Source organism: Edwardsiella piscicida (genome assembly GCF_021733145.1).
Lineage (GTDB): Bacteria > Pseudomonadota > Gammaproteobacteria > Enterobacterales > Enterobacteriaceae > Edwardsiella > Edwardsiella piscicida.
On the sequence record NZ_CP090968.1, the window covers coordinates 164,848 to 178,065 of the forward strand.

Annotated in this window: 7 protein-coding genes, 1 tRNA gene and 3 rRNA genes; 10 read left to right on the plus strand and 1 reads right to left on the minus strand. The window is 55.0% G+C overall.

The features are described from left to right. Window positions 1-141: 141 nt before the first annotated feature. The 8 genes from pepQ to rrf all read left to right on the plus strand — a co-directional run bounded on the left by pepQ (window position 142) and on the right by rrf (window position 9,537). Window positions 142-1,473: a Xaa-Pro dipeptidase gene (gene pepQ, locus L1P05_RS00795; protein WP_012847039.1), complete on the plus strand. Its 1,332-nt coding sequence runs from the start codon at window positions 142-144 to the stop codon at window positions 1,471-1,473. Then, entirely contained in the window at window positions 1,473-2,087 is a 615-nt protein-coding gene (locus L1P05_RS00800; RefSeq protein WP_034168195.1) for an IMPACT family protein, read from the plus strand. The genes pepQ and L1P05_RS00800 overlap by 1 nt, the downstream gene beginning before the upstream one ends. A 52-nt stretch (window positions 2,088-2,139) precedes the next feature. Then, window positions 2,140-3,591 (plus strand): Trk system potassium transporter TrkH, encoded by a 1,452-nt coding sequence (gene trkH, locus L1P05_RS00805; RefSeq protein WP_012847041.1) that lies wholly within the window; start codon window positions 2,140-2,142, stop codon window positions 3,589-3,591. A 17-nt stretch (window positions 3,592-3,608) separates the two neighbouring features. After that, entirely contained in the window at window positions 3,609-4,157 is a 549-nt protein-coding gene (gene hemG / locus L1P05_RS00810; RefSeq protein ID WP_012847042.1) for a menaquinone-dependent protoporphyrinogen IX dehydrogenase, read from the plus strand. 375 nt (window positions 4,158-4,532) lie between these two features. After that, window positions 4,533-6,076, plus strand: a 16S ribosomal RNA gene (locus L1P05_RS00815). Window positions 6,077-6,158: 82 nt separating this feature from the next. After that, window positions 6,159-6,234: transfer RNA gene (locus L1P05_RS00820), tRNA-Glu, on the plus strand. A 189-nt stretch (window positions 6,235-6,423) separates the two neighbouring features. Then, window positions 6,424-9,331, plus strand: a 23S ribosomal RNA gene (locus L1P05_RS00825). Window positions 9,332-9,421: 90 nt separating this feature from the next. Further along, window positions 9,422-9,537: ribosomal RNA gene (gene rrf, locus L1P05_RS00830) — 5S ribosomal RNA — on the plus strand. The 16S, 23S and 5S rRNA genes sit together here with 1 tRNA gene alongside, the layout of an rRNA operon. A gap of 257 nt (window positions 9,538-9,794) precedes the next feature. On the opposite strand, the gene L1P05_RS00835 is transcribed toward rrf, so the two are convergent. After that, window positions 9,795-10,960, minus strand: a protein-coding gene (locus tag L1P05_RS00835; protein WP_109913384.1) for an IS3 family transposase whose coding sequence is annotated in 2 segments (ribosomal slippage) — window positions 9,795-10,696 and window positions 10,696-10,960 — 1,167 coding nt in all. Because the reading frame shifts where the segments join, the coding sequence is not laid out codon by codon here. A gap of 257 nt (window positions 10,961-11,217) precedes the next feature. On the opposite strand from L1P05_RS00835, the gene murB reads away from it, so the two are divergent. Both murB and birA read left to right on the plus strand, forming a co-directional pair. After that, window positions 11,218-12,255: a UDP-N-acetylmuramate dehydrogenase gene (gene murB / locus L1P05_RS00840; RefSeq protein WP_012847045.1), complete on the plus strand. Its 1,038-nt coding sequence runs from the start codon at window positions 11,218-11,220 to the stop codon at window positions 12,253-12,255. Next, window positions 12,252-13,211 carry a bifunctional biotin--[acetyl-CoA-carboxylase] ligase/biotin operon repressor BirA gene (gene birA / locus L1P05_RS00845; RefSeq protein WP_012847046.1) on the plus strand — a complete coding sequence of 320 codons (960 nt, stop codon included), beginning with the start codon at window positions 12,252-12,254 and terminating at the stop codon, window positions 13,209-13,211. Before murB ends, birA begins: the two co-directional genes overlap by 4 nt. The last annotated feature ends 7 nt before the right edge of the window (window positions 13,212-13,218 follow it).

The window sequence follows — 13,218 nt, forward strand, 5'->3', positions numbered from 1 at the left end:
GCGCGAGGGCGCGGCGTCGTATCGTTTGTATCGGGACGGCGCCTCGCACTTTACCCCCCAGACCGCCCTGCGGTCAGGGGGAGTTTTGTGCAATACCCTGTGCTAAGATGACGCCAATCGACGTCTGTAAAGGGTAATGACATGGACACTCTGGCCTCACTCTATACGAAGCACCTCGCCACGCTGCAGCAGCGCGCGCGTACCATTCTGGAACGCCATCAGCTGGATGCGCTGCTGATTCACTCCGGCGAACCTATCGCGCGTTTCTTGGACGATCAGGATTACCCTTTCAAGATCAACCCGCATTTTAAAGCCTGGGTACCGGTGACCCAGGTGCCGAACTGCTGGCTGTGGATCGATGGTGTCAACAAGCCCAAGCTGTGGTTTTACGCTCCCCAGGATTACTGGCACAGCGTTTCGCCGCTGCCGCAGGCATTTTGGACCGAGCAGGTAGAGATGACGGCGCTGCGTCATGCCGATGATATCGCCGCTCTGCTGCCCGCCGCGCGCGGCAACGTCGCGTATATCGGGCCGAACGCGGATCGGGCGCGCAGCCTTGGCATCGATGAGGCGCATCAGAACCCGCAGGCCGTGCTGAATTTCCTGCACTATCACCGCGCGTACAAGAGCGAGTATGAGCAGGCCTGCATGCGTGAGGCGCAGAAAATCGCCGTGGATGGCCACCAGGCTGCACTGGAGGCCTTCCGCGCAGGCATGAGCGAATTTGATATCAATCTCGCCTATCTGAGCGCGACCGGGCAGGGAGAGAATGACGTACCGTACGACAATATCATCGCCCTGAACCGGCATGCCGCGGTGCTGCACTATACGCACCTAGAGCGGCGAGCGCCGTCTGAGATGCACAGTTTTCTGATCGATGCGGGTGCGGAGTTTCATGGCTATGCCGCCGATCTAACGCGCACCTATGCGGCCAACGGACAGAGTGACTTTGCCGCGCTGGTCGCAGAGGTGAATCAGGCTCAGCAGGCGTTAATTGCCACGCTGCAAACCGGCGTGCGTTATACCGATTATAATTTGCAGTTCCATCAGCGTTTGGCCGCGATCCTTCGTCATCATCATATCCTGACCGGTATCAGCGATGAGGCGGCCGTCGCCCAAGGGCTGACCACGCCGTTCCTGCCGCATGGGCTGGGGCACCCGCTCGGTCTGCAGGTACATGATGTGGCAGGTTTTATGCAGGACGAGCTGGGGACGCAGATGGCGGCGCCGGATCGGTACCCCTATTTGCGCTGCACCCGAATCATGGAGCCAGGCATGGTAATGACCATTGAGCCGGGCCTCTATTTTATCGATACGCTGCTTGCTCCTTGGCTCGAGGGGGAGTTTGGCCAGCACTTTAACCGTAGTCGCATCGACGCCCTGCGCCCCTATGGCGGCATTCGCATTGAGGATAATGTGATCTTCCATGCGCACGGCGTAGAAAATATGACGCGCGACCTGCATCTCGCCTGATGCCACATTCGTACCCCGTGCCTGCGCAGCCGGTCAGCGTCTGTGAGGAGATAAAGAAAAGCCGCTTCATTACGTTACTGGCTCACACGCCGGGGGTTGACGCGGCGAAGGCGTTCGTCCAGGAGACGCGGCGAGCGCACCCTGATGCGCGCCATCACTGCTGGGCATTCGTGGCCGGTGCGCCGGGGGATACTCAGCGGCTGGGTTTTTCAGATGACGGTGAGCCGTCTGGTACGGCGGGAAAGCCTATGCTGGCCCAGCTGATGGGCAGCGGCGTAGGCGAGGTGTGTGCGGTCGTCGTGCGTTACTACGGTGGGATCAAGCTGGGCACCGGTGGATTGGTCAGGGCCTATGGCAGCGGAGTTCAGCAGGCGCTACAGGCGCTGGTCCGTCGGCAAAAGGTGCCTATGGCAGCGTATACGCTGTGCTGTGACTATGCCCAACTGACGCTGGTGGAGGGGATTGTGGCGCAGGCGGGCGGCAGCGTGCTTGACAGTGCGTTTTCCGCTCAGGTGATGCTGCGGCTGAGCCTGCCGCTTGGCAGTCAGGATGAAGTGGATGAAAAATTGCGCAACGCCAGCCGTGGAGCATTGCAATTACAGGCGACTTCGTAATAATCCGCGCTCTCCCGTTATTTAGTGCTTATTGAGCAAGGAATGTGTCCGGATGCATTTTCGCGCCATCATTCGAATCGTCGGCCTGCTGGTCATCCTGTTTTCCGGCACCATGTTTGTCCCCGGACTGGTGGCGCTGATCTACCGCGATGGCGCCGGACGTGCGTTTGTCGAAACGTTTTTTGTCGCCCTCGGCATCGGTATGCTGCTGTGGTGGCCCCAGCGTAAGCAGAAGCATGAGCTGAAGCCGCGCGAGGGGTTTCTGATCGTCGTGCTGTTTTGGACCGTGCTGGGCAGCGTCGGTGCGCTGCCGTTTCTGTTTTCAGAGCGTCCGAATCTCAGCGTCACCGATGCGTTCTTCGAGTCGTTTTCCGGTTTGACCACGACCGGTGCCACAACGCTGGTCGGGCTAGATGCGCTGCCGAAGGCGATTCTGTTCTATCGGCAGATGCTACAGTGGCTCGGCGGTATGGGGATCATTGTGCTGGCGGTGGCCATTCTGCCTATTCTTGGCGTTGGTGGCCTGCAGCTATACCGGGCCGAGATGCCGGGCCCCCTTAAAGATAACAAGATGCGCCCGCGTATTGCCGAAACGGCCAAAACGCTGTGGCTTATCTATGTCATGCTGACCATTGCCTGCGCCATCGCCCTGTGGGGGGCGGGAATGGATGTGTTTGACGCTATTTCTCACAGCTTTTCGACTATCGCCATCGGCGGGTTCTCAACCCATGACGCCAGCATCGGCTACTTCAACAGTCCGACCATTAATACCATCATCGCCGTTTTTCTGCTGATTTCCGGGTGTAACTTTAGCCTGCACTTTGCTTTTCTCAGTGGACGCAGTCCCCGGGTGTATTGGCGCGATCCGGAGTTCAGGATGTTCATCGCCGTGCAGCTGACGCTGGTCAGCGTCTGTACGCTGGTTTTGTGGCTGCATAATGTGTACGCCAGCGGATGGCAAACGCTCAATCAGGCCTTTTTTCAGGTGGTCTCGATGGCGACTACCGCCGGTTTCACCACCGACAGCATTGCCAAATGGCCGCTGTTTTTACCCGTGCTGCTGCTGTGCTCCGCGTTTATCGGGGGCTGCGCTGGCTCTACCGGCGGTGGGCTTAAGGTGATCCGCATTCTGCTGCTGTTCCTACAGGGGTCACGTGAGCTCAAGCGGCTGGTACACCCCAATGCGGTATATACCATCAAGCTGGGAAACCGCGCCCTGCCGGAGCGGATTCTGGAGGCTGTCTGGGGATTCTTTTCAGCCTATGCCCTAGTGTTTATCATCAGTATGCTGGCGATCATTGCGACCGGTGTCGATGATTTCTCCGCCTTTGCAGCGGTGGTCGCAACCTTAAATAACCTTGGCCCCGGGCTGGGGGTCGTGGCGGATAACTTCACCTCAATGAATGATGTCGCTAAATGGATCTTGGTGGTGACCATGCTGTTTGGCCGTCTGGAGGTGTTTACATTATTGGTGCTGTTTACGCCAACGTTTTGGCGTAACTGACGGAATAGGGATCAACGATGAAAACGTTAGTGCTGTATTCAAGCCACGATGGACAAACTAAAGCGATCGCCACCGCGATTGCGACGGCGATGTCTGAGACGTTGGACTGTGAGCTGAGGGATTTAGAACAGGCGGGCGATATTGACCTGAACGCTTACCAGGCGGTGGCGATTGGCGCCGCGGTACGCTATGGCCACTTTCCCCGCGCGCTGTACCGCTTTGCCAGTGACCATACTTCGCAGCTGAATACGATGCCGAGCGCATTTTTTGCCATTAACCTGACGGCGCGCAAGCCAGAGAAGCGAACCCCGCAGACTAACGGCTATACGCGTAAATTTTTGCTGTCGACGCCGTGGAAGCCCGCCCAGTGCGTGGTGTTTGCCGGCGCGCTGCGCTATCCCCGCTATGGCTGGCTGGATCGCACCATGATTAAGATGATTATGAAGATGACCGGCGGCGAGACCGATACGACAAAAGAGGTCGAGTATACGGACTGGCAGCAGGTCGACCGCTTTGCCCGTGATTTTGCGCGCTTCGTGAGCACATTAGCTAAAGAAACTGCATGAAATCCAGGTTTTGTTGAAAAAAAAACCGAACGATATAAATTTTAAAATTAAGACTTGTCACGTCGCGAGAAGTCCCTATAATGCGCCTCCACTGACCGGGAACAACGACCGATACGTCGCCCAGTCAGGCAGAGAAAGCGAAAATAAACGCTTGACTCTGCGGGCGAAAAGCGTAATATACGCAGCCCACGCCGGTGATAACTCAACGGGTTTTCACGGCGACGCTCTTTAACAAATTATCAGACAATCTGTGTGGGCACTCGCAAGATTCGTATTACGCATTCCTCGGAATGCGAAAATATTTAAAGTCTTGAAGAGTGACAGCAGTTAATTCATTACGAATAAACAGTTTAATTTCTTTGAGCATCAAGCTTTTAATTGAAGAGTTTGATCATGGCTCAGATTGAACGCTGGCGGCAGGCTTAACACATGCAAGTCGAGCGGTAGCAGGGAGAAAGCTTGCTTTCTCCGCTGACGAGCGGCGGACGGGTGAGTAATGTCTGGGGATCTGCCTGATGGAGGGGGATAACTACTGGAAACGGTAGCTAATACCGCATAACGTCGCAAGACCAAAGTGGGGGACCTTCGGGCCTCATGCCATCAGATGAACCCAGATGGGATTAGCTAGTAGGTGGGGTAATGGCTCACCTAGGCGACGATCCCTAGCTGGTCTGAGAGGATGACCAGCCACACTGGAACTGAGACACGGTCCAGACTCCTACGGGAGGCAGCAGTGGGGAATATTGCACAATGGGCGCAAGCCTGATGCAGCCATGCCGCGTGTATGAAGAAGGCCTTCGGGTTGTAAAGTACTTTCAGTAGGGAGGAAGGTGTGAACGTTAATAGCGCTCACAATTGACGTTACCTACAGAAGAAGCACCGGCTAACTCCGTGCCAGCAGCCGCGGTAATACGGAGGGTGCAAGCGTTAATCGGAATTACTGGGCGTAAAGCGCACGCAGGCGGTTTGTTAAGTTGGATGTGAAATCCCCGGGCTTAACCTGGGAACTGCATCCAAGACTGGCAAGCTAGAGTCTCGTAGAGGGAGGTAGAATTCCAGGTGTAGCGGTGAAATGCGTAGAGATCTGGAGGAATACCGGTGGCGAAGGCGGCCTCCTGGACGAAGACTGACGCTCAGGTGCGAAAGCGTGGGGAGCAAACAGGATTAGATACCCTGGTAGTCCACGCTGTAAACGATGTCGATTTGGAGGTTGTGCCCTTGAGGCGTGGCTTCCGAAGCTAACGCGTTAAATCGACCGCCTGGGGAGTACGGCCGCAAGGTTAAAACTCAAATGAATTGACGGGGGCCCGCACAAGCGGTGGAGCATGTGGTTTAATTCGATGCAACGCGAAGAACCTTACCTACTCTTGACATCCAGCGAATCCTGTAGAGATACGGGAGTGCCTTCGGGAACGCTGAGACAGGTGCTGCATGGCTGTCGTCAGCTCGTGTTGTGAAATGTTGGGTTAAGTCCCGCAACGAGCGCAACCCTTATCCTTTGTTGCCAGCGGTTCGGCCGGGAACTCAAAGGAGACTGCCAGTGATAAACTGGAGGAAGGTGGGGATGACGTCAAGTCATCATGGCCCTTACGAGTAGGGCTACACACGTGCTACAATGGCGTATACAAAGAGAAGCGAACTCGCGAGAGCAAGCGGACCTCATAAAGTACGTCGTAGTCCGGATTGGAGTCTGCAACTCGACTCCATGAAGTCGGAATCGCTAGTAATCGTGGATCAGAATGCCACGGTGAATACGTTCCCGGGCCTTGTACACACCGCCCGTCACACCATGGGAGTGGGTTGCAAAAGAAGTAGGTAGCTTAACCTTCGGGAGGGCGCTTACCACTTTGTGATTCATGACTGGGGTGAAGTCGTAACAAGGTAACCGTAGGGGAACCTGCGGTTGGATCACCTCCTTACCTGAAGATACGAAATTGTGTAGTGCTCACACAGATTGTCTGATAGATGTTCGAGCAAACGCGTCTGCGAAGCCGACCCTGTGTCCCCTTCGTCTAGAGGCCTAGGACACCGCCCTTTCACGGCGGTAACAGGGGTTCGAATCCCCTAGGGGACGCCATTTGCGGTATCGGGTGAAAGACGATGCCAACTGTATTGCAAAACGGACTTACGAGTCATGTTTGCAATATTTGCTCTTTAACAATCTGGAACAAGCTGAAAATTCGAAAACAATCGAATTGCTTTTAATAAGTGATTCGAGAGTCTCTCAAATGCTTACAGCACGAAGTGAAACACCTTCGGGTTGTGAGGTTAAGTGACTAAGCGTACACGGTGGATGCCTAGGCAGTCAGAGGCGATGAAGGACGTGCTAATCTGCGATAAGCGTCGGTGAGCTGATATGAAGCGTTATTAGCCGGCGATGTCCGAATGGGGAAACCCAGTGCAATCCGTTGCACTATCGTTAAGTGAATACATAGCTTAACGAGGCGAACCAGGGGAACTGAAACATCTAAGTACCCTGAGGAAAAGAAATCAACCGAGATTCCCCTAGTAGCGGCGAGCGAACGGGGAAGAGCCCAGAACCTGAATCAGTTTGTGCATTAGTGGAAGCGTCTGGAAAGTCGCGCGATACAGGGTGATAGCCCCGTACACGAAGGTGCACAGCTGTGAGTTCGATGAGTAGGGCGGGACACGTGTTATCCTGTCTGAATATGGGGGGACCATCCTCCAAGGCTAAATACTCCTGACTGACCGATAGTGAACCAGTACCGTGAGGGAAAGGCGAAAAGAACCCCGGCGAGGGGAGTGAAATAGAACCTGAAACCGTGTACGTACAAGCAGTGGGAGCATCCTTCGGGGTGTGACTGCGTACCTTTTGTATAATGGGTCAGCGACTTATATTTTGTAGCAAGGTTAACCGAATAGGGGAGCCGTAGGGAAACCGAGTCTTAACTGGGCGTCTAGTTGCAAGGTATAGACCCGAAACCCGGTGATCTAGCCATGGGCAGGTTGAAGGTTGGGTAACACTAACTGGAGGACCGAACCGACTAATGTTGAAAAATTAGCGGATGACTTGTGGCTGGGGGTGAAAGGCCAATCAAACCGGGAGATAGCTGGTTCTCCCCGAAAGCTATTTAGGTAGCGCCTCGTGAACTCATCTTCGGGGGTAGAGCACTGTTTCGGCTAGGGGGTCATCCCGACTTACCAACCCGATGCAAACTACGAATACCGAAGAATGTTATCACGGGAGACACACGGCGGGTGCTAACGTCCGTCGTGAAGAGGGAAACAACCCAGACCGCCAGCTAAGGTCCCAAAGTCATGGTTAAGTGGGAAACGATGTGGGAAGGCATAGACAGCCAGGATGTTGGCTTAGAAGCAGCCATCATTTAAAGAAAGCGTAATAGCTCACTGGTCGAGTCGGCCTGCGCGGAAGATGTAACGGGGCTAAACCATGCACCGAAGCTGCGGCAGCGACGCTTAGGCGTTGTTGGGTAGGGGAGCGTTCTGTAAGCCTGCGAAGGTGGCCTGTGAGGGCTGCTGGAGGTATCAGAAGTGCGAATGCTGACATAAGTAACGATAAAGCGGGTGAAAAGCCCGCTCGCCGGAAGACCAAGGGTTCCTGTCCAACGTTAATCGGGGCAGGGTAAGTCGACCCCTAAGGCGAGGCTGAAAAGCGTAGTCGATGGGAAACAGGTTAATATTCCTGTACTTGGTGTTATTGCGAAGGGGGGACGGAGAAGGCTAGACCGGCCGGGCGACGGTTGTCCCGGTTTAAGCGTGTAGGTGGGGTAACTTGGCAAATCCGGTTACCTTTAACACTGAGGCGTGATGACGAGGCACTACGGTGCTGAAGTGGTTAATGCCCTGCTTCCAGGAAAAGCCTCTAAGCTCCAGATAACACTGAATCGTACCCCAAACCGACACAGGTGGTCAGGTAGAGAATACCAAGGCGCTTGAGAGAACTCGGGTGAAGGAACTAGGCAAAATGGTGCCGTAACTTCGGGAGAAGGCACGCTGGCACGTAGGTGAAGTCCCTCGCGGATGGAGCCGAAGCCAGTCGAAGATACCAGCTGGCTGCAACTGTTTAATAAAAACACAGCACTCTGCAAACACGAAAGTGGACGTATAGGGTGTGACGCCTGCCCGGTGCTGGAAGGTTAATTGATGGGGTCAGCCGCAAGGCGAAGCTCTTGATCGAAGCCCCAGTAAACGGCGGCCGTAACTATAACGGTCCTAAGGTAGCGAAATTCCTTGTCGGGTAAGTTCCGACCTGCACGAATGGCGTAATGATGGCCAGGCTGTCTCCACCCGAGACTCAGTGAAATTGAACTCGCTGTGAAGATGCAGTGTACCCGCGGCAAGACGGAAAGACCCCGTGAACCTTTACTATAGCTTGACACTGAACATTGAACCTTGATGTGTAGGATAGGTGGGAGGCTTTGAAGTGTGGACGCCAGTCTGCATGGAGCCGACCTTGAAATACCACCCTTTAATGTTTGATGTTCTAACCTGGTCCCGTGATCCGGGATAGGGACAGTGTCTGGTGGGTAGTTTGACTGGGGCGGTCTCCTCCCAAAGAGTAACGGAGGAGCACGAAGGTTAGCTAATCCTGGTCGGACATCAGGAGGTTAGTGCAAAGGCATAAGCTAGCTTGACTGCGAGAGTGACGGCTCGAGCAGGTGCGAAAGCAGGTCTTAGTGATCCGGTGGTTCTGAATGGAAGGGCCATCGCTCAACGGATAAAAGGTACTCCGGGGATAACAGGCTGATACCGCCCAAGAGTTCATATCGACGGCGGTGTTTGGCACCTCGATGTCGGCTCATCACATCCTGGGGCTGAAGTAGGTCCCAAGGGTATGGCTGTTCGCCATTTAAAGTGGTACGCGAGCTGGGTTTAGAACGTCGTGAGACAGTTCGGTCCCTATCTGCCGTGGGCGTTGGAAGATTGAGAGGGGCTGCTCCTAGTACGAGAGGACCGGAGTGGACGCACCGCTGGTGTTCGGGTTGTGATGCCAATTGCATTGCCCGGTAGCTACGTGCGGAAAAGATAAGCGCTGAAAGCATCTAAGCGCGAAACTTGCCTCGAGATGAGTCTTCCCTTGGACCTTGAGTCCACTGAAGGAACGTTTAAGACTAAGACGTTGATAGGCTGGGTGTGTAAGCGTAGCGATACGTTGAGCTAACCAGTACTAATGATCCGTGAGACTTAACCTTACAACACCGAAGGTGTTTTAGAGAGACGAATGAAGCTTGTTCAAGATTGATACCGATGGCCAGTGATGGCGGTTGGTAAAACAGAATTTGCCTGGCGGCGATAGCGCGGTGGTCCCACCTGACCCCATGCCGAACTCAGAAGTGAAACGCCGTAGCGCCGATGGTAGTGTGGGGTCTCCCCATGCGAGAGTAGGGAACTGCCAGGCATCAAACAAACAAAAAGACCTCATGCGAAAGCATGGGGTCTTTTTGTTTATCGGCGTGTTGCCGGGAAGCGGATGACTCTCGAGGCGAACCGCGACGCCGGCGGCGCATCTGAACGTCGCGAGAACGTCGCGAGAAGGCCGCGCGCGATAGCCTGAAGGGCGCCGACGGACAGGATCCCCACCGTCAACGGCCGTGGAACAGGACGGGGCGTCGAGGAAGCGACGTCTGAAAGCCGGGGCTGTAGTGGATCACAAAATCAGGACACTGTAATAACCTGTTTCCACTTTTCTTCATGCAAGCAAGGCGATAAACCACCATTGTTTGTATGAGGTCGATAAACGTTGTAATAACCATTTATCCACTGGTTTATATCGCGTACTGCATGGCTAAAATCACCATAGCCACCTTTCGGAAGCCATTCACTTTTAAAGCTGCGAAAGACTCTTTCCATCGGCGAATTATCTAGGCAATTCCCTCTGCGACTCATACTTTGCATTACCCCATAACGCCAGAGTAACCTTCTGTATTTATTGCTTTTATATTGAACACCTTGATCTGAATGAAACAGCAGACGGCCATCACGCGATCGTGTTTCCAGAGCATTACGCAAAGCCCTGCACGCCAGATCAGCATCAGCGGTTAATGAAAGGGCTGAACCGATAATTCGACGTGAATATAGATCAACAACAAGCGCGAGATGACACCGTCTGTCCCGCAGGCGAATAAAGCTGATGTCGCCGCACCAGACGCGGTTTGGTGCGGTGGGGTTAAACTGCCGGTTCAGTAAGTTTGGCAATGGCGGACTGTTGTCTTCGTTTACCCGGTAGCGATGTTTAACCGGCTGTCGACTTGTCAGCCCGCATTCCCGCATCAGTTGTCGTGCCAGCCACCGGACTGCATTAACACCACTCTGGCGCAACATCTGGCTGATTGCCCGGCTACCGGCAGCGCCACGACTGAGAGCATGGAAAGCCCTCACCCGGCTTCGTAATTCAATTCTTTGCACATTAACAGGACGCTTCACCAGCGCGTAATAAACGCTACGGTGAATACCGAATAAATGACAAAGAATCCGCACTGGCCACTTTGCTTTCTGCCGTGTGATTAGCGCGACAGCTTGCCGGGGATTTCGCTCATCAGCACGGCAGCCTGCTTTAGGATTTCTTTTTCCATCTCAAGACGCTTTATCTGCGCTTTAAGCTGCTGAATTTCTCGCTGTTCAGGGGTAATGGCATTACCAGTGGGCTCAATACCCTGAAGTTCTTGCTTATACAGACGTATCCATTTGCGCAAATGGTCAGGGTTGAGCTCAAGTGCCAGAGCGACTTCTCTGACATCGCGCTGGTATTTAACCACTTGCTCGATAGCTTCGAGCTGGAACTCCGGGGAAAAGGTGCGTTTAGTTCGACGAGTTTTGAGCATGCATCACCTCATGTTCACTGTTTTAACATTAACAGGATTTCGAGGTGTCCTGAATTACCGATCCACTACAGGCCTTGGGTTTATCCGCCCGGCGGCTTTTTGCCTTACCGTGGGATATCCAGTGTATCTATCCCTGGCGTCCTGCTGTGGACTGACCCGTCCGCTGAAATTCCGCTATCCATACTGATTTATCCACGGTATAGCGCAGATAATCGGGTAGACTAGAGACTGTTTAGTCAGGATGAGATAGCCGTTTCATGTCCAAGCACCTTACATCACTTACCGAATTTACCACCTTCGGTCTTCCTGCTCGGGCCGAGCAGATCCTTACTGCGGACAGTAGCGCAGCGCTTCTGTCCCATTGGCAGGCTGCGACGGCGCGCCGACAGCCGGTTCTGATTCTGGGCGGCGGCAGTAATGTCCTGTTCATGGAGGATTTTGCCGGCAGCGTGATCCTTAATCGTATTCCCGGGATCCAGGTTGATGAGGATGAGGAGAGCTGGCATTTACACGTGGGGGCCGGTGAAAACTGGCACGATCTGGTGCGCTATACCCTGGATCACGGAATGGCGGGTCTAGAGAATCTGGCGTTGATCCCAGGCTGCGTAGGCTCTGCTCCCATCCAGAATATCGGTGCCTACGGCGTAGAGCTACAGCATGTCTGTGACTACGTCGACGCGATGGATCTGCGCAATGGCACTCTGCAGCGTCTGCCCGCCGCCGCGTGTGGCTTTGGCTATCGAGAGAGCATTTTTAAACATCGCTATCGCGATGGGTATGCGATCGTCGCCGTGGGATTGCGCCTGAGCAAACGCTGGCAGCCGATGCTTAGCTACGGTGATTTGACTCGTCTTGATGCGATGACCGCGACACCGCGGGCCGTATTTGACGCGGTCTGCCATATGCGTAGAACCAAGTTGCCCGATCCGGCGCAGCAGGGTAACGCGGGGAGCTTCTTCAAGAATCCGGTGGTGAGCGCAGAGGCCGCCGAGGCTATCCGTGCGCGCTATCCACAGGCGCCCTGCTACCCGCAGGAAAATGGCGAGGTGAAGCTGGCGGCAGGCTGGCTCATCGATCGCTGTGAGCTTAAGGGATATCAGATCGGCGGTGCGGCGGTGCACCGTCAGCAGGCGCTAGTGCTGATTAATCAGCATCAGGCTAGCGCCCAGGATGTTATCGCGCTGGCGCGCTATGTGCGTCGTCGGGTTGGCGAGGCGTTTTCTGTGTGGCTAGAGCCCGAGGTCCGCTTTATCGCCGCTCAGGGCGAGGTTAACGCCGTTGAGGTACTGTCATGAAAGATATTACGGTTCCACTGAAACTGATTTCGCAGCTGGCCGATGGCGATTTTCACTCCGGTGAGCATTTAGGTGAGTCGTTGGGCATGAGCCGAGCGGGGATCAATAAGCATATTCAGACCCTGCGCGACTGGGGTATTGATGTATTTACCGTTCCCGGGAAAGGCTACTGTCTGCCGACGCCCATGCAGCTGCTGAATGCGGATACGATCGGCACCTTGCTGCCCCAGGGGCGGGTAACGGTACTGCCGGTGGTGGATTCCACCAATCAGTACCTGCTGGAGCGAATTGGCGAGTTGGCTTCCGGCGACGCCTGCGTTGCCGAGTATCAGCAGGCTGGACGCGGGCGCCGCGGCCGTCACTGGTTCTCACCCTTCGGCGCTAATCTGTATCTCTCCATGTACTGGAAGCTGGAGCAGGGGCCGGCCGCCGCAATGGGGCTGAGCCTGGTGATCGGGATCGTCATGGCGGAGGTCTTGCAGGCGCTGGGTGCCGCCGGTGTTAAGGTCAAGTGGCCGAATGACCTCTACCTTAACGATCGTAAGTTGGCCGGTATTCTGGTTGAGCTGACGGGAAAAACGGGCGATGCGGCGAATATTGTGGTCGGCGCCGGGATCAACCTGATGATGCGCAATCCGGATACCAGCGTCGTGGATCAGCAGTGGATCAATCTGCAGGAGGCCGGGGTCAACATCGATCGAAATCAGCTGGTAGCCTGCCTGCTGAGCCGCCTGCGCAGTACGCTGGCCGATTTTGAGGTGCGCGGTTTATCACCGTTTATCGCTCGCTGGCGGGCGCTGGATAACTTTATTGACCGTCCGGTACGGCTGATCATCGGGGAGCAGGTGATTCACGGTATTGCACGAGGCATCGATGCTCAGGGCGCGCTACTGCTGGAGCGCGACGGCGTTATCACCCCTTTTATCGGTGGTGAGATCTCCTTACGCGCAGGCTGAGCGGGCG

Excerpts from the sequence above, each read along its gene's own strand:
- murB (WP_012847045.1), top strand. The coding sequence starts at position 11,218 with ATGTCCAAGCACCTTACATCACTTACCGAATTTACCACCTTCGGTCTT.
- pepQ (WP_012847039.1), top strand. The coding sequence starts at position 142 with ATGGACACTCTGGCCTCACTCTATACGAAGCACCTCGCCACGCTGCAG.
- trkH (WP_012847041.1), top strand. The coding sequence starts at position 2,140 with ATGCATTTTCGCGCCATCATTCGAATCGTCGGCCTGCTGGTCATCCTG.
- L1P05_RS00800 (WP_034168195.1), top strand. The coding sequence starts at position 1,473 with ATGCCACATTCGTACCCCGTGCCTGCGCAGCCGGTCAGCGTCTGTGAG.
- hemG (WP_012847042.1), top strand. The coding sequence starts at position 3,609 with ATGAAAACGTTAGTGCTGTATTCAAGCCACGATGGACAAACTAAAGCG.
- birA (WP_012847046.1), top strand. The coding sequence starts at position 12,252 with ATGAAAGATATTACGGTTCCACTGAAACTGATTTCGCAGCTGGCCGAT.